This window comes from Halomonas sp. H10-59, assembly GCF_040070555.1.
Lineage (GTDB): Bacteria > Pseudomonadota > Gammaproteobacteria > Pseudomonadales > Halomonadaceae > Halomonas > Halomonas litopenaei.
This window is the reverse complement of record NZ_CP098828.1, coordinates 2,883,402-2,907,658: the sequence shown is the minus strand read 5'-3', so window position 1 is coordinate 2,907,658 and position 24,257 is coordinate 2,883,402. Positions and strand designations below refer to the sequence as shown.

The window sequence follows — 24,257 nt, the reverse complement described above, 5'->3', positions numbered from 1 at the left end:
GCGGGGTCACTCGACGACCCGCGGCACCAGGTACAGGCCATTCTCGACCTGGGGAGCGCAGCGCTGGAAGTGCTCGCGCTGGTCGTTCTCGGTGACCTCGTCGGCGCGCAGGCGCTGGGTGGCATCGAGGGGGTGAGCCAGCGGGGCGACGCCTTCGGTGTCGAGCGCCTGGAGCTGATCGACCATCTCCAGGATTCGGCCGAGATCGTCGTGATAGTGGGCTGCGTCATTCTCAGAAAGGTCGATCCGGGCCAGGTGAGCGGCACGGAGGACCTCGGCGTGTTCAAGCGCCATGATCAATTCCTCGACGGAAGGGGTCCATGAAATGACCGCAGAAGGTACCACATTCGCGCGTCGTCGGGCAGGTCTTGCCGGTCAAGGGAGACGCGCATCACGCTTGCCGCTAGGGGGGGTCAGTGATACCGTTTGCGTCCGCACAGGGTTTCCGGTCTGCACTAGGTATCTTTATCCATGTTCAAACGTTTACGAGGTGTGTTTTCCAGCGATCTGTCGATCGACCTGGGGACGGCCAATACGCTCATCTATGTGCGTCATCGCGGGATCGTCCTGGATGAACCCTCCGTGGTCGCGATTCGGCAGTCCGGCAACATGCGCAGCGTTGCTGCGGTCGGCGCCGATGCCAAGCGCATGCTGGGCCGCACCCCCGGAAACATCACCGCCATTCGTCCGATGAAGGACGGCGTCATCGCCGACTTCACCGTGACCGAGCAGATGCTCCAGTACTTTATCCGCAAGGTGCATCAGAGCACCTTCCTGACGCCGAGCCCCCGAGTCCTGGTGTGCGTTCCCTGCATGTCCACGCAGGTCGAGCGTCGCGCCATCAAGGAGTCCGCCGAGGGCGCCGGTGCCCGTGAAGTCTTCCTGATCGAGGAACCCATGGCCGCGGCCATCGGGGCCGGGCTGCCGGTGGAAGAGGCGCAGGGTTCGATGGTTGTCGACATCGGTGGTGGTACCTCCGAGATCGCCATCATCTCGCTCAATGGCGTGGTCTATTCCGAGTCCATCCGCATCGGCGGCGATCGTTTCGACGAGGCCATCAGTTCCTATGTACGGCGCCACTATGGCAGCCTGATCGGCGAAGCCACCGCCGAGCGCATCAAGGAAGAGATCGGCTGTGCCTATCCGGGCGGCGAGCTGCGCGAAATCGACGTGCGCGGTCGCAACCTGGCCGAAGGCATTCCGCGCAGCTTCACCCTCAATTCCCACGAGATCCTCGACGCCCTGCAGGAGCCGCTTGGCTCCATCGTGTCGGCGGTCAAGAGCGCCCTGGAACAGTCACCGCCCGAGCTTGCATCAGACATCGCCGAGCGCGGCCTGGTGCTGACCGGTGGTGGCGCGCTGCTGCGTGATCTGGACAAGCTGATCGCCGAGGAGACCGGCCTGCCGGTGGTGGTCGCCGATGACCCGCTCACTTGCGTGGCACGTGGTGGCGGCAAGGCGCTGGAGATGATCGATCAGCACACCTTCGAGCTGCTCTCCAGCGACTGACGACGTCTGGCCCAGGACCTCCAGGGAGTCGGCCTATCAAACCGCTGTTCTCGCATGGCTCCGTGCCCGGGTACCGCATGCTGTTGTGTGCGGTGCTCGCGGGCGGGCTGATGTTTGTCGATACCCACTTCACCCGAATGGAATCGGTGCGTGCCCAGTTGTCGACGCTGGTGGCGCCGATCCAGTGGGCCGTCAGTCTGCCCAGTGACGTGCTCAACTGGGGCGCCCTGGCGCTGTCCGAGCAACGCTCGCTGGTGGAAGAGAACGCGCGACTGCGCGAGCAGCTGCTGACCCTGTCCCATCGGGTACAGCGCATGGCCAGCCTGACCGCCGAGAACGTGCGCCTGCGCGAGCTGCTCGACGCCGCCCGGGATCACGAGGTGCCTTACCTCACCGCCGAACTGCTGTCGCTGGATCCCGACCCCTTCACCCACCAGATGGTGATCGATCGTGGCCGCCGCGATGGCGTCTATGTCGGCCAGCCGGTGATGGACTCCTCCGGTATCGCCGGTCAGGTCAGCGAGCTTTCCGCCTACTCGAGCCGCGTGCTGATGCTGACCGATGCCAGTCACGCCTTGCCGATCCAGGTCAATCGCAACGGGCTTCGCTTCATCATCCAGGGTACCGGCAGCTACGACGCGCTGAAGGTGCTGCACGTGCCGGATACCGCCGACATTCGCGTCGGTGACCTGCTGATGAGCTCCGGCCTGGCCGGACGCTTTCCTGCGGGTTATCCGGTGGCCAGGGTCAGCGACGTCAGTCACGATCCTGGCGAGCCCTTCGCCACGGTCAGCGCCGCTCCCGTCGCCCAGTTGCAGCGCTCGCGTCACTTCCTTCTGCTGTTTCCGCCGGAGCCTGCGCTCGACGTCTCGCGAGGACGCTGGCACCCGGAACTTGACCCCGAGGCCGTCGAGGCAGCCCGCCGCCTGGGTGAGCTGTTGACGCCCCCCGAGCAAGACGAGGAGGACGACTGATGGCCGCTACCCCTCGCGTCAGCCTGGTGTGGGTATGGTTGACCCTGTCTCTGGCGCTGTGTCTGCAGGTCATGCCCATGGCCGACGGCTGGCAGGTCTGGCGGCCCGACTGGCTGGGCCTGATGCTGTTGTACTGGTGCATGGCACAGCCCGACCGGGTGGGCGTCTTTCATGGTTTCGTGCTGGGCCTGCTGCTGGACCTCATCGAAGGGGCGCCGCTCGGGCAGAGCGCGCTGACGCTGTCGTTGCTGGCCTTCCTCTCGGCGCTGGTATATCCCCGCTTCAGGACCTACTCGCTGCTCCAGCAGGCGGTGCTGATCTTCGTCTTGCTGGGACTGGTGCAGTTGGTGGAACAGTGGCTGCGTACTCTGTTCGGCCCGTTTTCCATGCACCTGTCGTTTCTGATGCCATCGTTGATCGGGGCGGCGCTGTGGCCCTGGCTGGCGACCCTGTTCAAGGCCATCGGCCGGCGTTCCGCCAAGACCTGAATCCCTCATGACCTGAGCCCCCACGAAAGCGTTGGAGACGCAAGCGATGAGTGAGCCCCTCGATGCTGATGTGAACTCCCCGGTGCTGCGCCTGGCCTCGGCCTCGCCCCGGCGGCGTGAGCTGCTGGCGAGCATCGGTGTGGCGGTGGAGATCGCGCCGGTGGATATCGACGAGACGCCGCATCCTGGTGAACCGGCCCGGGATTACGTCGCCCGCCTGGCCCGGGCCAAGGCCGTGGCTGGGGCTGGGGCAGAAGCCGAGACCGAGGCCTGGCGTGAGACGGGCCTCGACTTGCCGGTGCTGGGCTCCGACACGTCGGTGGTGCGCGACGGCGAGATTCTCGGCAAGCCTGTCGACGCCGAGGACGCCTTTGTCATGCTGCGCTCGCTGTCCGGGCGCTGGCATCAGGTGATGACCTCGGTGGCGGTCAGCGGACCCGCCGGGGTGCTCGAGGCAACGGTCGTCAGCGATGTGCTGATGCGTGAGCTCCAGGACGACGAGATTCGCGCCTACTGGCGCACCGGTGAGCCTGCCGACAAGGCAGGCGGTTACGCCATCCAGGGGCTCGCCTCGATCTTCGTCGAGCGCGTCGAAGGCAGCTATTCCGCGGTGGTGGGGCTGCCGCTCTACGAGACGGCGAGCCTGCTGCGCCGACAGCGCGTGCCTGTGTGGAACGGCGCTTTATTGTGACGGTGTCGTGAGGGTGGCGTGAGGGTGTAGTGGCGCCGCCGCTCGACGAGACGGCGGGCCGCCCGCTGGGCCACCGGCAGGCGTGTGCTGCTTCAGTCGAGCCGGACGGGAGGTCCGGCGCCAGCGCCATCGCAACCGCCGGCGGCTATGTCATAATGGCGCGAGACATCAAAGGACAAGGACTGCCGAATGAGTGGTGAAGTACTCATCAACCTGACGCCCATGGAAACCCGCGTGGCCGTGGTGGAGAACGGCGTGCTGCAGGAGGCCTTCATCGAGAGGGCCAGGCGTCGTGGCATCGTCGGCAATATCTACCAGGGCAAGGTGGTGAGGGTACTGCCCGGCATGCAGGCGGCCTTTGTCGATATTGGCCTGTCTCGTGCAGCCTTCATCCACGCCCACGATGTCGGTGAGCACAGCGCCAACGGTGATGACCAGCCGTCCATCTCGCAGCTCTTGCATGAAGGCCAGTCGCTGGTGGTTCAGGTCACCAAGGACCCCATCGGCTCCAAGGGCGCTCGCCTGACCACCCACTTGTCGGTGCCGTCGCGCTACCTGGTGTACATGCCGGACTCGCCTCATAACGGCGTGTCCCAGCGCATCGAGGACGAGACAGAGCGCGAGCGCCTGCGCGGTCTGGTCGAGGAAGCCGCGGCCGAGCAGCAGATCGAGGTCACCGGCGGCTTTATCGTGCGCACCGCCGCCGAGGGCGTGACGCTCGAGGAGATGGTCGCCGACATGCACTTCCTGCTGCGGCTTTGGCGCAAGGTCAGCGAACGTCGGCTGACCGCGCCGGCGCCCAGCGTCATCTACGACGATCTGCCCTTGTTCATGCGCACCCTGCGCGACGTCATGCGCGACGATATCGAGAAGGTGCGCATCGACTCCCGCGAAAACCACGTCAAGCTGGTCGAGTTCGCCGAGGAGTTCATGCCCTCGGCGGTGGGACGCATCGAACATTACGCCGGCGAGCGACCGATCTTCGATCTGTACAGCGTCGAGGACGAGATCCAGAAGGCGCTGGCGCGCAAGGTCCAGCTCAAGTCCGGCGGCTATCTGGTGATCGACCCCACCGAGGCGATGACCACCATCGACGTCAACACCGGCGCCTACGTCGGTCACCGCAACCTCGAAGAAACCATCTTCAAGACCAACCTCGAAGCGGCCACCGCCATCGCCCGTCAACTGCGTCTGCGCAATCTCGGCGGCATCATCATCATCGACTTCATCGATATGGTGGACACCGAGCACCAGCGCCAGGTGCTGAGGATGCTCGAGAAGTCGCTGGAACGGGATCACGCCAAGACCAAATGCACCGGCGTCACTGAGCTCGGGCTGGTACAGCTGACCCGCAAGCGCACCCGTGAAAGCCTCGAGCAGACCCTGTGCGAGCCGTGTCCCTCCTGCCAGGGCAGGGGCACCCTCAAGACGCCGGAATCGGTGTGCTACGAGATCTTTCGCGAGATCCTGCGTGAAGAGCGCGCCTACAATGCCGAAACCTACGCGGTGCTGGCCTCCCAGGCGGTGGTGGACCGACTGCTCGACGAGGAGTCGGCCGCGGTCGCCGATCTCGAGGAATTTATCGGCAAGACCATTCGTTTTCAGGTCGAGACCCACTATTCCCAGGAGCAGTACGACATCGTGCTGATGTGATCCGATGAGGCCGATCCGCCTGCTGACTCGCTGGTTGTTGACGCTGGTGGCGGTAGTGCTGGCGATGGCCGCGCTGCTGTCGCTGGTGCTGCGCGTGTCGCTGGGCCAGGTCGATCGCCTCGAGGATCGACTGGTCGAGATGATAGCGTCGCGCTTCGAGGCGGAGACCCATCTGGTGAGTCTCGAAGGCAGTCTGCACGGCCTCGACCCCGGCTTGACCCTGGACGGGCTGCGACTCGAGGCGGAAGACGCCACGGGCAGCTATCCGTTGTTGCAGGTCGAGCGCGGTGAAGTGCGCCTGGACACCCTGGCGAGCCTTGACGAGGGGCTGCCGGTGGTCGACAAGGCCCACTTCCAGGGCGTCACCCTCCATCTCTATCAGGACCGCGAACGTCGTTGGCTGTGGCCACAGCCGGCGCGTATCCCCCCCGAACTGATGCCCGAAGGGCAGTTTGACCTCGAGCGTCTGGACTTCTGGGTCGGCGTCATGCTGCGCCAACGTGCCTGGGTCGATGACCTGCGCGTGGTGCTGCACGGGCGCCGCGAGGTGACCACCCTGCATGCGCCGCGGCTGTTGATGACCGGCGATGAGATGCGCACCCATATCGAGGGTGAGGTATTCATCGAGGATCGCGACGCCGAGGCCATGGAGATCGTCATGGCCTTGACGCCGGGCAGTCGCGAGGCGAGCAATTTCAGCGCCGCCCTGCAGGGCACCATGCAGCTCGACAGCCTGACCGGCTTGTCACGACTGATCGGCATCGAGGACGTGCTGCGTTTCGACGAGGCCAGCGGGGACGCCACCGTCTGGGCGCGCTGGGATAACGGACGCCTGGCGGATGTGCGCCTCGATGTACTGGCACCGCGCCTGGCGCTCAATCAGCGCGACGAGATGGCGACAGCGGTCGCCCAGGAGATGGGCGAGGGCTCGCCTGGTGGCATCGTGCTCAACGGGGCCGAATTGCGCGGTCAGTGGCTGAGACGCGACGTCGATGACTGGGAGGCCTGGTTCGAGGGTGACGCCGAAGACGTGAGCTGGACCGGCGACGACGGCGAAACCGCGCCGGAAGGTGGCGCCTTGCCCCAGTACTGGCACGTGGCAAGCCGCGAAAACGGCTGGTGGGCCAACGCCAGCGGCTTCGAGTTGGGCGCACTGGCGCAGTGGCGTGAGCGTCTGCGCCTGCCTGAGGGCCTGGCCCGGGCGGTGGACGCCTTGAAGCCCCGCGGTCAGGTGACCGGGCTGGGCTTTGGCAGGCTCGATGACGAATGGCGTGCCCGGGTCAGCGCGCTGGGGGTCGAGGTCGATCCCTGGGAGAGTGCGCCCGGCGGCGGCCCGCTGGATGTCTGGGTGGAAGCCGACGGCACCCGTGGTCGAGTGGACTTCGTCGACGCTGGCCAGGCATCGATGCATTTCCCTGAGCTGTTTGCCGCCCCCATGCAGCTCGACTACGCCACCGGCGAGGTGATCTGGTCCTACGACGGGCCGCGCAGCTTCGTCAGTGGACGCGACCTCAAGGTCGGCTGGCGCGACGCCGAGGTGGAAGGGGGCTTTGGTCTGGCCATCGCCGCCGATCGTCGCGGCGGCTTCGGTCTTGAGCTGGACATGCGCGACGTCAACGCCCGGGATATCGCCTTGAGCGAGTGGTTGCCGATGCCGCTGTTGCGCAACGATGTGGACGCCGAACTCGCGGACTGGCTGGCCAGTGGTCTGGCCGGGCGGGTGCCCCAGGGGCAGCTGCGCCTGCACGTGCCGCTGCGTGAGCAGGACGACCTCGACAGCGAGAAGCTCGACAGCAGTCTCAGCCTGGATCTGGATATCGTCGAGGGGCGGGTGCCCTACGCCGAAGGCTGGCCGGAGCTTACCAACGTCAGCGGCCACCTGTCCGTCGAGGATGACAGTCTGGAGGCGCGCGTCGACCATGCCGAGAGCCAGGGCGTGAAGACCGAAGGCGCCAGCGTCAAACTGGCCGACGAGGTCCTCAGCGTCGAAGGGCCGCTGTCGGCGTCGCTGACGCAGTTGCTGGCATTTCTCGAAGAGATGCCGGTGGAGGGCGCCGAGGCCGCCAGTAACTGGCGCGGCGAGGGTAGTGTGACTGGCCAGTTGTCGCTGTCGCTGCCGATGGCCGACCCGGACGCCCTGGACCTGAAGGTCGAGGCCGACGCCCGGGCGTCGAGGGTCGTGCATCAGGGCACCGAGCTCGAGTTCGAGAACGTCAGCGGCCCCCTGACCTGGTCCCAGCGGGGCGAAGAAGGTGGATTGTCCGGTCGTCTTGAGGGCCAGGTGCTCGGTGGTAGCGTGGCGGCCGACCTTCAGGGCAGCAACGATAGCGTGGCGCTGTCAGGACGCGCCGAAGCGCCGGCGCTGCTGGACTGGGCGGGGCTCGAGCCTGGGGTACTGCTGTCGGGCTCCTTCCCCTGGCAAGGCCGGCTTGAGCTCGATGCCCAGCGTCTGTCGCTGGAAAGCACCCTGGAGGGGCTGTCGATCGCACTACCGGCACCGCTGGGCAAGCGTGCCTCCCAGAGGGTACCGCTCAAGCTGGACCTGAGCCTCGGCGATTCTCCGGTGTTGAGCGGCCAGTACGGGCGCGATGTCGGCGCCCGTTGGCGCGCCGCCGGGCCCGGCGGCAGCCAGGGTCAGCTGTGGGTCGGTCGGGCGGCACCTGGCGCTTGGCCCGCTGAGCCGGGCTGGTCGGTGCTGGCCTATCTGCAGCGACTCGATCTGGGCGCCTGGGCCGACGCCCTGAAGCCCTTGGCCGGTGCCATGCCGGAAGGCGGCTCCAGTGGCGGCGGCGGGGCGGGACTGTCACGCCTGGAGGCCCGCACCGACTGCCTGAGCGATGGCGATCGTTGTCTGGGCACGCTGACCATCGACGCCAGTCCCCGCTTCAGCCGAGGCGCCAGGCAGTGGCAGGCGGCGCTTGGCGGAAGCCTGGTCGACGGCCAGGTGACCTACCGCCAGGGTGTTGCACAGCCACTGGTGCTCGATCTCGATCGACTGGTGCTGGACAGCTTGATTCCCGAGAGCGGGCAAACGGCGGTTCAGGGTGCCGAGTCCGGCTCTTTGTTCGGTGAGCTTGAAGTCACCAGCGCGCCTGCGGCCTTCCCGCAGCGAGTGCGCGAGCTGCCCGACGGACGTCTCACCATCGACGATATCGTGTACCAGGGCAATCGGGTCGGGCCCTTCAACGGCGCATGGCGTTCCAGCAGTGATCGGCTGTCGGTCGAGCCGGTATCCCTCACCCTGGGCGAGGTCACGGCAGAAGGGTCGCTGGTATGGGAGGCCTCCGGTAGTCAGGCCAGCCTGACGCGCTCGCGACTGGCGCTCACCGGTGGCGATCCCGGGACCGCGCTGGCGGCGCTCGGGCAGGACGTGGCGGTACACGCTGAAAGACTCGACGTGGACAGTCAGCTGGCCTGGCCGGGGGCCCCCTGGCAGTTTGCGCTGGCCCGATCACGCGGTAGCCTGAACGTCGATATGGTCGACGGGACCTTTGCCAATATCAGCTCGCCCTCGGCCAAGGTGGTGGGACTGCTCAACGTCGACAACCTGCTGCGGCGCCTGCGTCTGGATTTCTCGGACGTCACCGGTGAGGGTACCGCCTTCGACCGTGTCAGTGGTGCCGCGACCCTGTATGGTGGAGTGTTGGAAACCGAAGGGCCGATTCGTATCGATGGCCCCGCCACCGACTTTACCCTGGACGGCTCCGCCGACCTGGCGCGACGTCAGCTCGACCTGATGCTCGGCGTGACCGTGCCGGTCAGCAACAACCTGCCGCTGGCAGCCGTGGCCGTAGGGGCGCCCGTCGTGGGCGGTGCCCTGTTTGTGGCCGACAAGCTGTTCGGCGACGTCATCGACCGGGTGACGCGAATTCACTATTTGGTGCAGGGTCCCTGGACCTCGCCCCGGATCACTCTGGAAAGTGCTCAATGACATCTCAAGCTGCATCCTTCGATGAGGCCGTGGCCACCCTGTTGACCCCGGGAGGCCTCGATCTCGGCGGTCTCGACACGGGTCTCCGGCACGCTCTGGGCCCTGGCATCGACTACGCCGATCTGTACTTTCAGCGGACCTGGCAAGAGGGCTGGGTGCTGGAGGACGGCGAGGTCAAGGAAGCCAGCTACAACATCGACGGTGGCGTCGGGGTGCGCGCCATGGCCGGCGAGAAGACCGGCTTCGCCTACTCCAACCAGATCAACGCCGATGCCCTGGCCGAGACGGGCCGCACCGCTTCGGGCATCGTGCGCAGCGGCGCCACCCTGACCCAGGCGCCACGCATCCAGGTCAGTGCCGAGCCGCGCTACGCGGGCATCGACCCGCTGTCAGGGCTGTCGGCCGAAGACAAGGTCGCCATGCTCAAGCTGGCCGACCGGGTGGCCCGGGCTGCCGATCCCAGCGTGTCCCAGGTCAGCGCCTCGCTGTCCGGCGTCTACGAAGTGGTACTGGTCAGCGCCAGTGACGGCACCGTCGCCGCCGACGTGCGCCCGCTGGTGAGGCTCAATGTCAGTGTCATCGCGGTCAAGAACGGCCGGCGTGAACGCGGCAGTGCCGGTGGTGGCGGCCGCTACCCCATGGCGAGGCTGCGCGACGAAGGCGTCGCCGAGACCTACGCCAAGGAAGCGGTGCGTCAGGCGCTGGTCAACCTGGAGGCGACCGATGCCCCCGCCGGACAGATGCCGGTGGTACTGGGGGCCGGCTGGCCCGGCATTCTGCTGCACGAGGCGGTGGGCCATGGCCTCGAGGGTGACTTCAATCGCAAGGGCAGCTCGGCCTTCGCCGGCCGTATCGGCGAGCGAGTGGCGTCGCCCGGCGTTACCGTGGTCGACGACGGCACCCTGATGGATCGCCGTGGTTCGATGTCGGTGGACGACGAGGGCACCCCCAGCCAATGCACCACCCTGATCGAGGACGGCATCCTTACCGGCTACATGCAGGACAAGCTGAACGCCCGCCTGATGGGCATGGCGCCCACCGGTAACGCCCGTCGCGAATCCTTCGCCCATATGCCGATGCCGCGCATGACCAATACCTACATGCGCGCCGGCATGGACGACCCCCAGGACATCATCAAGAGCGTCTCGCGCGGGCTTTACGCGGTCAGCTTCGGCGGCGGCCAGGTGGACATCACCTCGGGCAAGTTCGTGTTCTCGGCGAGTGAAGCCTACCTGATCGAGGACGGTCGGATCACCGCGCCGGTCAAGGGGGCGACGCTGATCGGCAACGGCCCCGAAGCGATGGGCCAGGTCTCGATGATCGGCCACGACATGGAGCTGGACACCGGTATCGGGGTGTGCGGCAAGGAAGGACAGGGGGTGCCGGTGGGCGTCGGTCAGCCGACCCTCAAGCTCGACGAGTTGACCGTGGGTGGCACCCAATCCTGATACAGCCGAGGCAAGCTGGCTGAGCGACAAGGCGGCGCCGACAGAGGTGTCGGCGCCAAGGCGGAGCCTGCAGGACCCAGGCGCTGTCCGAAAAGTCGACGAGCGCAGGCACTCGTCAGACTGGCCCTCGAGCCCGGCGGTTAGATCCCTGCGGTATCACGCAATAGCTTGTAAAGCCGCTTGGCGTTGGTGGGGGGCTTGTTCTGCTCGCGCTCCTTGCGGGCGTTGCGGATCAGCTGACGCAGCGCCTGGCGATCGGCCTGGGGATAGTCTTCGAGGAAGGGTTCGACGGCGTCATCACCTTCTTCGATCAGGCGATCACGCCACTTTTCCAGGCGCAGGAAGGCATGGTCGCGCTGGACCTGGGCCTTCTCGATGTCGTCGAAGACCGCCTGGATGGCCTCCAGGTCTTCCTTGCGCATCAGCTTGCCGACGTACTGCATATGGCGGCGTCTGGCCTCGCGGGCACGAATGCGGTCGGTCTCGTCGATGGCGCGAAGCAGATCGTCCGACAGCGGGAAGCGGGCGCGCTCCTCGGGCTTCATCGCGATGAAGCGCTCGCCCAGCGCCTGCAGCTCGTGCATCTCCCGCTTGAGCTGGGACTTGCTGGGGCGGTCGTCGGGGGAAAGGTCATCCTGGGTCATACCGGGTCCCTGGTGAAGGCATCGGGGAAAATCGAAAAGGCGGTGGTCGCGCCGGGCGCGACGTCCGCGAAAGTATACCAGCCTGTGGCGCCCGAGGCGCCGCAGGATGACAGTCTCAGCCGACCCCTATGGTCGGACAAGGAGTACAAGATGACACAGGCGTTTGATGCCAGAGCCCAGCAGGCGGTGCTGGAAAGTCGTGCCGAGACCGCGCTCGAGCTTGCTCGGCGACTGGGTGCGGATGCCTGCGAGGTCGGCGCCAGCGTCGATCAGGGCACCGGTGTAAGCGTGCGCGAGGGCGATGTGGAGTCGGTGGAGCTGTCCCGCGATCAGGGCATCGCCGTCACCGTCTATCTGGGCAAGCGCAAGGGCAGCGCCTCGTCCACCGATGCCAGCGACGCCTCGATCAAGAGCGTGGTCGAGAAGGCCATCGCCATCGCCCGCTACACCGGCGAGGATCCTGCCTCCGGGCTTGCCGACGCCGAGCTGATGGCGACCGAGTTGCCGGATCTCGACGTCCATCACCCCTGGGCGCTGGACACCGACAAGGCGATAGAGCTGGCGCTTGCCTGCGAGGCGGCGGGCCTGGCCGAGCCGGGTATCCGCAGCTCCGACGGCGCCAGCCTGTCGAGCGGCGAGGGCGTTCGCGTCTACGCCAACAGCCATGGTTTTCTCGGCAGCCAGCGCGGCAGCCGTCACTCGCTTTCCTGCCTGCTGATCGCCGAGGACGCATCCGGCATGCAGCGGGACTACGACTACACCAGCGCCCGGGATCCACGGGCGCTGCGTGACCCGGCGGAGGTCGGCCGCAGCGCCGCCGAGCGTACGCTACAGCGCCTCGGGGGGCAGCGCCCCCAGACCGGGCGTTTTCCTGTGATGTTCGACCCGACCCTGGCAAGCGGCCTGATCGGCCACCTGATGTCGGCCCTGGCCGGCGGCGCCATCTACCGCGACGCCTCCTTCCTGTGTGGCCGCCTGGGTGAGACTCTGTTTCCCGAGTGGTTCAGCCTCGCCGAGCAGCCGATGCTGGTGGGTGGCATGGCCAGCAGTCCGTTCGACGGCGACGGCGTCCAGACCCGCAACAATCGCTTTATCGAGCAGGGGCGTCTGGCCAGCTACATGCTGTCGGCCTACAGCGCGCGTCGGCTCGGCATGCAGACCACCGCCAACGCCGGCGGGGCACGCAACCTGCGCCTCGAGGCGCCGCTGGAAAGCCGCGAGGCGCTGCTCTCGAAGATGGATCGGGGCGTATTGGTCACGGAGCTGATGGGGCAGGGCGTCAACGGCGTCACCGGTGACTATTCCCGCGGTGCGGCCGGTTTCTGGGTCGAGAACGGCCAGATTCAGCATCCCGTCGAGGAATTCACCATCGCCGGCAACCTGGCAGGCATGTTCCAGGGTCTGGTGGGACTGGGGGATGATATCGATACCCGTGGCAGCATCCACAGCGGTAGCTGGTTGATCGATGAGATGACCATCGCCGGTAGCTGACAGTCTCTGGAAACGTCAATTCACTGCTTACTGAGCAGTGAGACCTTCGGCGGCCCTCGGGGCCGCCGTTTTCATGCCGTTGAGTCCTTCGTGCCGCGAAGACGCTATGCTGAGCCATAGGCAGGGCTCTGGCCGCCAGGGCTCGCGACCGACAATCGGGGTGCGGGGATGACAATGAAGCGGTTTTCCTGGCTGCTGCTGGCAATGGCAAGCGGCCTGGTCTCGAACGCAGTGGCAGCGACCGCAGAGGCGACCGAGCCGTCCAGCTCGGACGGTGCGGTCAATCTGGATACCTATGTGCGGGCGCAGACCGACACCCACTTCCAGAACTATGCCGATGATGGCTATTTTGGCAGCCTGCGCCATGACCGCGCGCCGTTGCCGGTGGACGCCGAGGTGGTTCGGGTCAATCGGGATATCCTGCACAGCGTCGGCGTCTTCGATCTGGCCTCACCGGTAACCTTCACCGCCCCGGCCAGCGCCACCCGACTGCAGTCCATGCAGGTGGTCAACCAGGACCACTACACCCCGATGATGGCCTACGGCGGACGCGAGATCGTGCTGGATGAAGAGAGCGTCGGTTCGCGCTATGCCCTGGTCATGTTCCGTACCCAGGTGGACGCCGACTCGAGCGCGGACATCGCCGAAGCCAACGCGCTGCAGGATGCCATCGAGTGGTCCCAGGATGACGCGGGAGAGCTGTCATTGCCCGAGTGGGATATGGAGCGGCTGGGCGAGGTAAGAGAGGCGGTGCTTGGTCTGTCGCCCTTTATTTCCGGCAGCCACGGCATGTTTGGCGCCGAAGACAGCGTCGACCCGGTGCGGCATCTGTGGGGGACGGCCGCGGGTTGGCTGGGGCAGCCCATCGAGGACGCCTACTACGTCACCGTCAGCCCGCTTCACAATGATGGCGAGACGCCTCAGGTGCTGATTCTGCCGGTGGACGTGCCGGTCACCGGGTTCTGGTCGGTGACCGTCTACGATGCCAGAGGGCGTCTGATCGAGGGCGCCGACGGGGCGCACTCCCTGACCAGTGTCGAGGCCGACGCCAACGAGGATGGTTCGGTAACCCTCCACTTTGGCGGCGACCCCCAGGCACCCAACCACCTGGCGATCGCCCCGGGATGGACGTATACCTTACGCTTCTACCGCCCGGCCGAAGCCCTGATCAAGGGCGATTGGCTGCCACCGTCGCCGACCCCGGTGGGGCTACCAGTGCCGGGCTCCGGCTAGCCCTGAGACGCCTTGAGCGCCTGGTCCAGGTCCGCCATCAGATCGTCGACATGCTCGATGCCGACAGACAGGCGCACCATGTCCGCGGTGACCCCGGCGGCGGCCAGTTCCTCGTCATTGAGCTGGCGATGGGTGGTCACCGCCGGAATCGCCGAGCAGGTCTTGGCGTCACCGATATTGACCAAGCGCAGGATCAGCCCGAGCGCGTCGTAGAAGCGCACCCCTGCGTCTCGTCCGCCCTTGATGCCGAAGCTCAAGATGCCGGAGGCCCGGCCCTCCATGTAGCGTTTGGCCAACTCGTGGTCCTTGTGATGTGAAAGGCCAGCGTACTTGACCCAGGACACCGCCTCGTGGCCCTCGAGGTACTCGGCGATGGTCTGGGTGTTGGCACAGATGCGCTCGATACGCAGCGCCAGTGTCTCGAGACCCTGCAGCAGATTCCAGGCGGCCTGGGCGCTGAGGGCCGCCCCCATGTTGCGCAGTGGCACGACCCGGGCGCGGGCGATAAAGGCCGCGTCGCCGACGTCTCTGGTATAGCTGATGCCGTGATAGGAGGGGTCGGGCTCGTTGAGCAGCGCAAAGCGTTCGGCATGGCTGGCCCACGGGAAGCGACCGGAATCGACGATCACGCCACCCACGGTGGTGCCGTGGCCACCGATATACTTGGTCGCGGAGTGCACCACGATATCAGCGCCCTGTTCGATCGGTCGCCACAGGAAGGGCGTGGCCACGGTGTTGTCGACGATCAGCGGAACACCGTTGTCGTGGGCCACCTGGGCGAGTGCGGCGATGTCCACCACACTGCCCGAAGGGTTGCCGATACTTTCGCAGAACACCGCCTTGGTACGCTCATCGATGCGATCGGCGATGCCGGCGAGGTCGTCCTTGTCGGCGAAGCGGACCTCGATGCCCTGGCGCGGCAGGGTGTGGGCGAAGAGGTTGTAGGTACCGCCGTAGAGTTCGCTGATCGAGACGATATTGTCGCCGCTTTCGGCAAGCGTCTGGATGGTATAAGTAATGGCGGCCATGCCGGAGGCCACCGCCAGGCCGGCGATACCACCTTCCAGGGCGGCCACGCGATTTTCCAGCACCGCGCAGGTGGGGTTCATGATGCGCGAATAGATGTTGCCCTCGACCTTGAGATCGAACAAGTCGGCGGCATGCTGGGCATCATCGAAGGAAAACGAGGTGGTCTGGTGGATCGGGACCGCGACAGAGTGCTGGTCGTCAGGGGCGTAGCCGTGGTGCAGGGCGAGGGTTTCGCGTTTCATGGCAGTTCCTTTGATGGCGGTTCCTGGTCGGCCAGGAGAGCGCCTGATGGCGTCTTGAGGTCGGGTCTGAAAGCCTAAGCCGCGGCGGCCGAGGCCTCAATCAGCAAAAGGTGCTGGACCGGCAATGGGCCCGACCGGGGCGCACGATAAAGACACGACACGGGAGCGACAGCGTGGACACACCCTCCAGCGACGCAAGCGAGATCTCGGGCATCGACACCGTGGAGGCGGCGCGGCTCTTCGCCACGGCGGCTCACGGCGCCATCGGTCAGCGGCGCAAGTACCTGGACACCCCCTACATCGAGCATCCCGCCGCTGTGGCCGCGCTGGTCAGCCGCCACTGCCCCGGCGACCCCGCCATGGTTGCCGCCGCCTGGTTGCACGATGTGCTGGAGGACACCCAGGTGACGGCCCAGACACTGGGCGACAACTTCGGGGAAGAGGTGACCGCGCTGGTGTTGGCGCTAAGCGATCTGGAAGGGCCTGAGGTGGGCAACCGCGCCGTGCGCAAGCGCTTGGCGCTGGAGCGTCTGGCACAAGCCGGCGCCCGCGCCCAGACCATCAAGTACGCCGACCTGATCCACAACACCGGCTCTATCGTCGAGCATGACCCGGGATTTGCACGCCTCTATCTGAAGGAAAAGCGAGCCCTGCTCGAGGCCATGACCGAGGGGGAGGTCGGCCTTCGTCGCTTGGCCTGGGAGGTGCTTGAGCAGGCCGAGGCCCGTCTTCGACAGCGCCGACAACCGGGAGAGAGCCCCACCGGCAGGTGAGGCTCCTGGTTTATCCCGCCCTTCAATCCGAGCCCTTTCGGACCGGCCTAGAAACGCAGACCCAGGGCCAGCCCCCCGAGTACGTAGCAGAACAGGGTGATCAGGGCGACGCCGATCACGTTGAGCACGATCCCGCCACGGGCCATCTGCGAGATGGTGACGGCGCCGGAGCCGAACACGATGGCGTTGGGCGGCGTGCCGACCGGCAGCATGAAGGCGCAGGTCGCGGCGAAGGCGGCAGGTATCAGCAGCGTCATGGCGTCGGCGCCAATGCCGACGGCGACCCCGCCCAGCACCGGGATGAAGGTCGCGGCGGTGGCAGTGTTGGAGGTGATCTCGGTAAGAAACAGCACGATGGTGGTCACCGCCACCACCAGCGCCACCATCGGCAGCGCTCCCAGCGCGCTGACCTGTTCGCCGAACCAGCCGTCGAGCCCTGACGCTGCCACCGCGCTGGCCAGCGACAGACCGCCGCCGAACAGCAGCAGTACGCCCCAGGGCAGGCCATCCTCGGCGTCCTGCCAGTCCAGCACCATGTCGCCCTTGGCGTTGCCCGGCAGGAAAAACAGCACGATACCGGCGCCGATGGCGATGGCGGTGTCATTCAAGGCGTCAAGGAACGAAAACCAGTCGCCAATCAGCGGCAGGCTGGCGATCAGCCCCGGCACCACCCACAGAAAGGCCGCACCGGCGAACACGAACATCACCATGCGCTCGCCCTGGCCGAGCGGTCCCAGGTGATCGAGCTGGTCTTCGATCATCGCCTTGCCGCCGGGAATCTCATCGAGCTTGAAGCGATAGAGCACCCGGGTCATGAGTACCCAGCCGATCAGGATAAAGGTCAGCGCCAGTGGCAGACCGACCATCATCCACTGCAGGAACCCGATGTCCCGGCCCAGTTCGTCGGCGGCGTAGCCGGCGACGATGGCGTTGGGGGGAGAGCCCAGCAGAGTGCCGAGCCCGCCCATGGACGCCGACCAGGCGATGGCCAGTACCAGGCAGACACCGAAGCTGCGGATGTTGTCATCCTTGATGATGTCCGAGACGCGGCCGCCCTTGTGCAGGTCTTCTCCGACCGCGTCACTGTCCTGTGAGCTCGAGCGTTCCACCACCAGGGTCAGCACCGACAGCGCAATCGGCAGCATCATCAGGGTGGTGGCGGTGTTGGACACCCACATGGACAGAAAACCGGTGGCCAGCATCATGCCGAGCACGATACGACGAGGTTCGACCCCGACGCGATGCAGGGTGGTCAGGGCGATACGCCGGTGCAGTTGCCACTTTTCCATGGCGATGGCGATCAGAAAGCCACCGAGAAATAGAAACACGATGGAGCTGGCGTAGGGAGCGGTGGCCTCGGACACCGAGCGTTCGGTCAGCATGGGAATCAACACGATGGGCAGCAGCGAGGTGACCGACAGCGGGATCGCCTCGGTCATCCACCAGATCGCCATCAGGGTGCCGATGGCGGCCACCCAGCGGGCATCTGGCGACATCGACTCGGCACCCCCAAGGGCCACCCAGACCATGGCCGCACCGGCCAGCCCGAAGGCCCGCAACGACCAGATCAGCCGAGGCGAGCGTCCGCCGCTGTCGCTGTCAACGTCCTGTTGTTGTGTAAGTGACTCTGCCATGGGGCCTCCCGCCGATCGCGAAGATGGATGTGACACTGCGGTGATGTACCGCCATCTCAGCGTAGACGAGGGCCAGGGACGCCGAGTTTGGGGGCCGACGTCGGGGAACAGGATGGAGCGAACCGGCACAGCCTGATCGGTCATTCGCTCGGGCGGGGACCAGGTGGCGAGAGGCGAGAGGCGAGAGGTGAGAGGTGAGAGGTGAGAGGTGAGAGGTGAGAGGTGAGAGACGAGAAGCGAGAGGCTGTCTGCGGACCTCAGACAACGGCGTCAGACGGGGCTTTTGGGGTGACGTCATCGAGCCGATGGTAACTGGCCAGCAGGCGGCGGCTGACGCGAACATTGTTGTGAAGCCGCTGTCTGTCGTCATTGGACGTCGACGCCTCGCCTTGGCGCTCGAGACAGGCTTCGGCCCGATCCAGCAGCTCGCCAAGCTGGGCGGGAGTAAAGTCGTGGCCCGATGATGTCCGTTGTGACGCTGGCAGGGAGGCGTTCTGAGGCAGCAGTTCCACGATGCGGTGGTACTGGCTATGCAGCAGACGATGGAGGGCGCGGGCGAGTTCCTGTGACAGGTCGGCCTGAAGGCCTTCGGTAGCGACCTTGTCGTCAAGTTCCAGCAGTGCCGGTACACGGGGATCGACGCCGTGGATGGCGTGTTCGCCTTCGGGGTGCTTCAGCGTCAGCGGTATCAGCATGCGGTAGAGATGAAGGCGGTCGCGCTCCAGCGATTTGCGCGTGGCGTCGGCCTCCTGGCTCAGGCGGTTGAACTTGACCTGGGCGCCGAGGGCGTTGATCTGACTGACCGAACGGGAATAGCCGATCACCAGCGCGCTGACGAGACCCAACGAGAACAGCGATACCGCTGCACCTCCGTTGACGTCGTCGCGACTGTCCAGCAGCCAATAGCTCAGAGCGGCGCTGGCGATGACGATCACCAGTGCCACCCAGGTATTGGTGCGCGTTGATTCCTTCCTGCTGTGCATCCTTGCCCCCCGCCCCCAGCCACCTGGTGTGCCTTTCGTCGGGTACACCAGGAAAGGCTGGGTGCTGTCTGTCGCTCCCTGGTTCGCCACGCTGGGCGAACCTGACTGGGGCCAGCCTAGCAGCGGGTCAGCGTCGGCGAAACGCCTGTCGACTCAGTGGTCGATGTAGACATAGTGCTGCCAGCCGAGCATGCGCAACAGCACCTTGCGCATGATGGCGACGTGGTGGAAGTGCTCGGTGTAGACCGCTGCCTGGGCGCCGATGCCCAGCGGCATGTCCGGCATATCCTGGCCCGGGGCGAGCTTCAGGGTCACCAGCGCAGGGGCGTCGGTCCTGGCGAAGGCGTCGGCGCCCAGCAGTCGATCACCGGCGGCGACCTGGGACTCGGCGATGGCCGGCAGCACCTCGATGACTTCGGCGGCGAACACCTGGCCCGGCAGGGCGGTGAAGGTCAGTTCGGCCTCGTCGCCTGGCTGGATGCGGTTGAGCGCCTGCTGGCGGAAGGCGCCGGTAAAGCGGCCGGGTTCGTCATGCACGAAGACCCCCAGTGGCTTTAGCGGCAGCGGTACCGCCATCATTCCCGGGCGCACCGCGAGCTGTGTCAGAAAGCCGTCCGTGGGAGCGCGGATGACCGTGTTTTGCAGATCATATTGTGCCTCGGCCAGTTGGGCGCGCTTGGCGACGACCAACGGGTCCTCGTCGTCGCCGTCGGGGCGCTGTTCGGCGCGGGCCCGCTCGAGGGCGGCCTCGGCCTGGGCGACACGTGCAGCCGCGGTCTGGGCATTCTGGGAGGCTTCGTCGATCTGCTGCCGGCTGAAGGCCGAGGAGGCGGCCTGATAACGTGCCAGGGTCCGACTGGCCTGATCTCTATCGGCCTGGGCCGCCACCAGGTTGGCCTCGGCCTCGGCAACGCCGGCACTGCGACTGTCGGAATTGCGCAGGGCGTCTTCGAGCTCCGCCGTCAGCCGCTCTACACGGGACTCGAACTGGGTGGCGTCCAGGATGAACAGCGGGGTACCGGCCTCGACCAGGGTGTTGGGGTCGACCTCGACGGAGCTGACCCGGGCCCGGACCTCGGATACCAGCGGCGTCACCGCGTAGGCCTGGCGAACCTGGCGGGTAAAGGGATGGTTGTAGTTCATCAGCAGCACCAGGGTCGCGACCACGATGATGCCGCCGAGTACCGCAGTGGGGACCGTCCACTTGTTGAGCGGGATGCGGAAGATCTTGAACACGGCGATACACAGCGCCGCATAGGTCAGCACGATAAGCAGATCCATCAGTCCTGACCTCCCTGGGTATTGCCGGACGTAGATTGGGCGCGAGCCGGTTGCTCTGCCTTGAGCGACGGCGCTGAGGCCTCCTGGGCGTCGAGTCGCTGGCGCAGGTGGTCGAGTTCGAGGCGTAACTCGTCGATCTCGCTGCGCTCTCGCGCCTGTTCTTCCTCGATCTGCTTGAAGCCCCAGCCGCGATCGGGCCGATAGAGGGTGGCCCAGATCCACAGGAAGGGCCACAGCACATGTAGGGTGAACAGGCTGACCCAGCCGGCGACGTGGATCGCGTCCTGGTGCGGGTGGTCGCGCTTCTTGGCGATACCGTAGGGGATGTCGTGGATGACGATGACACCGTAGAACAGGGTCAACACCACGAAGCACAGGATGCCGAGGGCAAAGTAGTTCAGCATGCAATGACCTTTTTTCGCGGACCTGCGCAGCGTGCGAGGTCGATTTCAATCATGGAACATGCATGTAACGATAGCAGGATCGAGCCCAGATAAAGCCAACGGAGGCTTAGGCGGCGTCAACGGGACGCACCCGTCCCAGTGCTGGATTCCACGCTAAGCGCCAGGTTTCGCCAGAGGCTCGTCTCGGGCAGTTGCATACGCTATCGCGGGGGTGGTGTCGCAATGGACTAAGTATTATTTGGATAAGGGCTGAGGTTGCGCCGGGGCCAGGGTGCGAACAAGGCTTTGAAGCAGGTCAGCATTCGTGACGACTTGCCTATGGATGTCGATGGGGCGGCAAGGTCCTGGCTTGGCAATAGAAAAAAACAATCAAAACTTAGTGTGTGATAGCTTTATGGTTGATAAATATGCCGTGACGGCCTCAGGTCTCTGTTCTAGCTTGAATGAGCACAATTCATTAATGACTATTGGTCGCGTTTGGCCAATGCGCATCGACAGGGACGATTACAGGGAATGAAAACCATACCTTTCGCAGTCACGGCGATTGCACTTGCCATTGGCGCCACTCCGGCAGTTGCTGCTGAAAACGCCGCATCGGAAAGCACGAAAGCCTTCAACCAGCAACTGCGAGACTACTTGCCCTTTGATGATGATACCGATTTCGAGAATGCCAGGCGTGGCTTGATTGCTACGCTGGACGAGAGTGTCATCAAGAAGCCGGACGGTTCGCCTGTCTATGACACGGCGCAATTTGACTTTGCCACGGGGGACTCTCCGGATACGGCAAATCCCAGTTTATGGCGGCAAAGTCAATTGAACGCAATAAATGGCTTGTTTGAAGTTGTTGAAGGGAAAATTTATCAGATACGAGGTTTTGACCTTGCCGTCATGACCTTCATCAGGGGGGATAATGGATGGATTGTCGTCGATCCCCTGACCGCCAATGAAACGGCTGCCGCCGGCCTGTCTTTGCTGCAAGAGCATGTGGAAGATCTTCCCGTTACCGGCGTGATTATCACGCACAGTCATGTGGATCACTTCGGGGGTGTAAAAGGTATCCTGACCCAGGATGAAGTCGATGCAGGTGAGATTCCAATTGTGGCGCCTGAGAACTTCTTCGAAGAGTCTGTCAGTGAGAATCTGATTGCCGGCAATACGATGAGTCGTAGGGCCAGTTACATGTATGGCAATGTTATCGAGAAAGGGCCAGAAGGCTCACTTGGTTCTGGGCTTGGCACCACCACCGCAGCCGGTACTGTGACTATCGCTCAACCAACGATAACGATTGACGACACCCCGAAGACCGAGGTAATCGACGGTGTCGAGATCGAGTTTCTCAACACGCCAGGTGCAGAGGCACCGGCGGAGTTGATGTTTTATGTACCTGAGTTCAAGGCATTGATGCAGGCAGAGGAAATTAGCCACACCCTGCATAATCTGTATACCTTGAGAGGTGCAAAGGTACGAAGCGGTGATCTGTGGGCCAAGTATATTCACGATGTCATCAACCGGTATGGCGACGATGTAGAGGTCAGCCTGGGGAGCCACCACTGGCCCACCTGGGGCAACGAGAATGTCGTTGAATACTGGGAAAAGCAGCGTGATACCTACCGCTACCTGCACGACGAAGTGCTGCGTCTGGCCAACCATGGCGAGACAATGCTCGAGATAGCAGAACAGATCGAACTGCCGGACTCGCTTGCTCAAGAGTTCTACAATCGTGGTTACTACGGTAGTGTCAGCCATAATGCCAAGGCGCAATATCAGCTGTACTTTGGGTGGTTCAGTGGTAATCCTTCCGAGTTGCATGAACTTCCTCCTGCAGAAGAAGGTGCAAAATTTGTCGAATACGTAGGTGGCGCGGAGCAAGTTCTCGAGAAGGCTCGTCAGGACGTAGATGAGGGGAACTATCGGTGGGCCGCGACGGCGTTGAATCATCTTGTCTTCGCGGAACCTGAGAACCAGGAGGCCAAAGACCTGCTGGCAGACGCTCTGACTCAGATGGGCTATCAAGCAGAAAGTGGTCCTTGGAGGAATTTCTATCTATCCGGGGCGAAGGAACTTCGTGAAGGCGTAGCCGAGGTGGCGACACCCGATACTGCCTCCCCAGATATGGTGAAAGGTCTACCGCTCGATATTTATCTGGACTATCTCGCTGTAAGACTTAACCATCCTGAAGCCGTCGGTAAGGACTTCGATATTAACTTTGAAATGCCCGACGTTGACGAGAAGTTCACCATCTCCATTTCCAATGGGGTAATGAACTACACGATTGGCGATTGGGCAGAAGATGCAGCGGCAACGGTGACAATCGATCGTGCCCAACTGGATAGTATCAACCTTGGTGAAACGACCATGGCGGATTCGATTGATGCGGGCGACGTGACCGTGGATGGTGATCAGCAGACTGTCGATGAATTTATCGGTCTGCTCGACAGCTTCGAATTCTGGTTCGATATCGTAACGCCCTGACTATCGCTTCAACCTTCGATGTAATGGCAAGAGCGCCCTGAACCGCCCCTCAAGTTTGGGGCGCTCTTTTTTGGGACCACTGTAAGGTCTCGAAGTATCGCGGGAAGAATATGCAGGGGAAGCCGGGGTTGTTCGCCGTCGGTGGCGATGGCGTTCGGGCTTTTCCTGCAAAGCGCCATGAGATGATGGAGTGCTTACGAGCGCTGACCAGGCCTACCTGCAGCAATGCCATCACGCTCAAGAGGTGATAGGTAGGTGCTGGATCATTGCAGGGAAGACCCTGACGAGCCGTCATGTCAGGTGTCGCCAGGCATGACGAGACCATGCCAAGATTCTACCCTGAGCGAATGGCCTAGGCGTCTTGGGAAACTGACAGCTGTAGGAAAAGGCTGAGAGATCAATATGGTGCGGATGGGGAGACTCGAACTCCCACGCGCTAAGGCACTAGAACCTAAATCTAGCGTGTCTACCAATTCCACCACATCCGCACGCGGGGTAGGCGGGGCATATTTTACGTTGCCGGCCTGGCAAGTCAAACACTTCCGTGAGGTGTGCTCGCTTCGATCGAGTCAGGGCCCCGCTATCCGCCCGGACGCTGCGAGCGGCTCGGGAGCGGGGGCGGGGCTGAGGCTTGTGAGGTCGAGCTATGGCAGCGAAAGATGATCGGCGGCTTGATCGGCCAGTGCCCGATGGTCGCCGCCATCGAGGCGCGGAATGATGCCGAGGCAGGGCCCCGGCATTCTGGCTTTCAGGTGATCGAGGTTGTCCCGGTAGAGGAGTTCATCTTCGGCGAAGCCGGGATCGACAAGGTTGCCGATCCAGCCGGCGCAAGTGACGCCATCTGCCTTGAGGGCTTCGGCGGTCAGCAGGGCGTGGTTCAGGCAGCCGAGTTTCAGTCCCACCACCAGGATCACCGGAAGCTGAAGGCGTGTGGCGAGCCCTGCCAGGTCCTCCTGGTCGTTGAGCGGGACTCGGTAGCCGCCGGCTCCCTCGACCAGGATCAGATCACGGGGGAGCTCAAGGCTTCCCCCCAGCGTGTGGCAGAGCCTGTCGAGGGACAGGTCCACGCCGGCATAGCGAGCCGCCAGGTGTGGCGCGATGGGGGGCGCGAAGGCGAAGGGATTGATGTCGTCATAGGGTACAGACGGCACGCTCTGGGCCTGCAGGGTCAGGGCGTCGATATTGCGCAGGCCCTCGGCGGTGGACTCACACCCCGAGGCGATCGGTTTGAGGCCGAGGGTGGTCTGGCCCTGGCGGCGTGCCAGGGCCAGCAGGCCGGAGCTTGCCAGGGTCTTGCCGGCGTCGGTGTCGGTGCCGGTCACAAAGTAGCTTGGCATGGCGAGTGCGGGATCCTGTGCTGCAAGTTTGGTGGCGGTG

At 64.5% G+C, this 24,257-nt stretch carries 19 protein-coding genes and 1 tRNA gene; 11 read left to right on the top strand and 9 right to left on the bottom strand.

Annotated features, from left to right (window positions below):
- Positions 1–6 precede the first annotated feature (6 nt).
- Positions 7–294, bottom strand: a complete 288-nt coding sequence (gatC, locus tag NFG57_RS12695) for an Asp-tRNA(Asn)/Glu-tRNA(Gln) amidotransferase subunit GatC (protein ID WP_045993051.1) — start codon at positions 292–294, stop codon at positions 7–9.
- 177 nt (positions 295–471) lie between these two features.
- Between gatC and NFG57_RS12690 the strand changes: the two genes are divergently transcribed.
- From NFG57_RS12690 to tldD, 7 genes are all read left to right on the top strand, one after another.
- Positions 472–1,509: a rod shape-determining protein gene (locus tag NFG57_RS12690; RefSeq protein ID WP_045993052.1), complete on the top strand. Its 1,038-nt coding sequence runs from the start codon at positions 472–474 to the stop codon at positions 1,507–1,509.
- A gap of 77 nt (positions 1,510–1,586) precedes the next feature.
- On the top strand, positions 1,587–2,483 hold the full coding sequence (gene mreC / locus NFG57_RS12685) for a rod shape-determining protein MreC (protein WP_045993053.1): 897 nt from the start codon (positions 1,587–1,589) through the stop codon (positions 2,481–2,483).
- Entirely contained in the window at positions 2,483–2,971 is a 489-nt protein-coding gene (mreD, locus tag NFG57_RS12680) for a rod shape-determining protein MreD (protein ID WP_045993054.1), read from the top strand. The genes mreC and mreD overlap by 1 nt, the downstream gene beginning before the upstream one ends.
- Before the next feature lie 46 nt (positions 2,972–3,017).
- On the top strand, positions 3,018–3,662 hold the full coding sequence (locus tag NFG57_RS12675; RefSeq protein WP_348814456.1) for a nucleoside triphosphate pyrophosphatase: 645 nt from the start codon (positions 3,018–3,020) through the stop codon (positions 3,660–3,662).
- Between the two features lie 189 nt (positions 3,663–3,851).
- The gene (rng, locus tag NFG57_RS12670) at positions 3,852–5,315 is read left to right on the top strand and encodes a ribonuclease G (RefSeq protein WP_124803768.1); all 1,464 of its coding nucleotides are present in this window, start codon (positions 3,852–3,854) and stop codon (positions 5,313–5,315) included.
- Positions 5,316–5,319: 4 nt separating this feature from the next.
- The gene (locus NFG57_RS12665; protein WP_348814455.1) at positions 5,320–9,246 is read left to right on the top strand and encodes an AsmA-like C-terminal region-containing protein; all 3,927 of its coding nucleotides are present in this window, start codon (positions 5,320–5,322) and stop codon (positions 9,244–9,246) included.
- Positions 9,243–10,694: a metalloprotease TldD gene (tldD, locus tag NFG57_RS12660; protein WP_222569747.1), complete on the top strand. Its 1,452-nt coding sequence runs from the start codon at positions 9,243–9,245 to the stop codon at positions 10,692–10,694. The genes NFG57_RS12665 and tldD overlap by 4 nt, the downstream gene beginning before the upstream one ends.
- Positions 10,695–10,834: 140 nt before the next feature.
- Here the strand turns inward: tldD and yjgA are convergent, their stop codons facing one another.
- The gene (gene yjgA / locus NFG57_RS12655) at positions 10,835–11,338 is read right to left on the bottom strand and encodes a ribosome biogenesis factor YjgA (protein WP_045993059.1); all 504 of its coding nucleotides are present in this window, start codon (positions 11,336–11,338) and stop codon (positions 10,835–10,837) included.
- Positions 11,339–11,488: 150 nt separating this feature from the next.
- Between yjgA and pmbA the strand changes: the two genes are divergently transcribed.
- Together pmbA and NFG57_RS12645 are read left to right on the top strand one after the other, a co-directional pair.
- A complete protein-coding gene (gene pmbA / locus NFG57_RS12650; protein WP_045993060.1) occupies positions 11,489–12,829 on the top strand; it encodes a metalloprotease PmbA in 1,341 nt (446 codons plus the stop codon).
- Between the two features lie 174 nt (positions 12,830–13,003).
- Positions 13,004–14,062, top strand: a complete 1,059-nt coding sequence (locus NFG57_RS12645; protein WP_348814454.1) for a DUF1214 domain-containing protein — start codon at positions 13,004–13,006, stop codon at positions 14,060–14,062.
- On the opposite strand, the gene NFG57_RS12640 is transcribed toward NFG57_RS12645, so the two are convergent.
- Positions 14,059–15,333, bottom strand: a complete 1,275-nt coding sequence (locus NFG57_RS12640; RefSeq protein ID WP_348814453.1) for an aminotransferase class I/II-fold pyridoxal phosphate-dependent enzyme — start codon at positions 15,331–15,333, stop codon at positions 14,059–14,061. The two genes, NFG57_RS12645 and NFG57_RS12640, sit on opposite strands and share 4 nt — an antisense overlap.
- 173 nt (positions 15,334–15,506) lie before the next feature.
- Between NFG57_RS12640 and NFG57_RS12635 the strand changes: the two genes are divergently transcribed.
- Positions 15,507–16,106: an HD domain-containing protein gene (locus NFG57_RS12635; RefSeq protein ID WP_348814452.1), complete on the top strand. Its 600-nt coding sequence runs from the start codon at positions 15,507–15,509 to the stop codon at positions 16,104–16,106.
- Positions 16,107–16,153: 47 nt separating this feature from the next.
- Here the strand turns inward: NFG57_RS12635 and NFG57_RS12630 are convergent, their stop codons facing one another.
- From NFG57_RS12630 to NFG57_RS12615, 4 genes are all read right to left on the bottom strand, one after another.
- Positions 16,154–17,740 carry an SLC13 family permease gene (locus tag NFG57_RS12630; protein WP_045993062.1) on the bottom strand — a complete coding sequence of 529 codons (1,587 nt, stop codon included), beginning with the start codon at positions 17,738–17,740 and terminating at the stop codon, positions 16,154–16,156.
- A gap of 257 nt (positions 17,741–17,997) precedes the next feature.
- The gene (locus NFG57_RS12625) at positions 17,998–18,723 is read right to left on the bottom strand and encodes a hypothetical protein (protein WP_348814451.1); all 726 of its coding nucleotides are present in this window, start codon (positions 18,721–18,723) and stop codon (positions 17,998–18,000) included.
- A gap of 153 nt (positions 18,724–18,876) precedes the next feature.
- Positions 18,877–20,004 carry an HlyD family secretion protein gene (locus NFG57_RS12620; RefSeq protein WP_108132881.1) on the bottom strand — a complete coding sequence of 376 codons (1,128 nt, stop codon included), beginning with the start codon at positions 20,002–20,004 and terminating at the stop codon, positions 18,877–18,879.
- Positions 20,004–20,408 (bottom strand): DUF3302 domain-containing protein, encoded by a 405-nt coding sequence (locus NFG57_RS12615; RefSeq protein WP_108448990.1) that lies wholly within the window; start codon positions 20,406–20,408, stop codon positions 20,004–20,006. The genes NFG57_RS12620 and NFG57_RS12615 overlap by 1 nt, the downstream gene beginning before the upstream one ends.
- 513 nt (positions 20,409–20,921) lie before the next feature.
- Between NFG57_RS12615 and NFG57_RS12610 the strand changes: the two genes are divergently transcribed.
- Positions 20,922–22,880: an alkyl sulfatase dimerization domain-containing protein gene (locus NFG57_RS12610; RefSeq protein WP_348814450.1), complete on the top strand. Its 1,959-nt coding sequence runs from the start codon at positions 20,922–20,924 to the stop codon at positions 22,878–22,880.
- Positions 22,881–23,283: 403 nt separating this feature from the next.
- On the opposite strand, the gene NFG57_RS12605 is transcribed toward NFG57_RS12610, so the two are convergent.
- Together NFG57_RS12605 and bioD are read right to left on the bottom strand one after the other, a co-directional pair.
- Positions 23,284–23,368 (bottom strand) — tRNA-Leu (locus NFG57_RS12605).
- Positions 23,369–23,524: 156 nt separating this feature from the next.
- Positions 23,525–24,217: a dethiobiotin synthase gene (gene bioD, locus NFG57_RS12600; protein ID WP_348814449.1), complete on the bottom strand. Its 693-nt coding sequence runs from the start codon at positions 24,215–24,217 to the stop codon at positions 23,525–23,527.
- Positions 24,218–24,257: the final 40 nt, after the last annotated feature.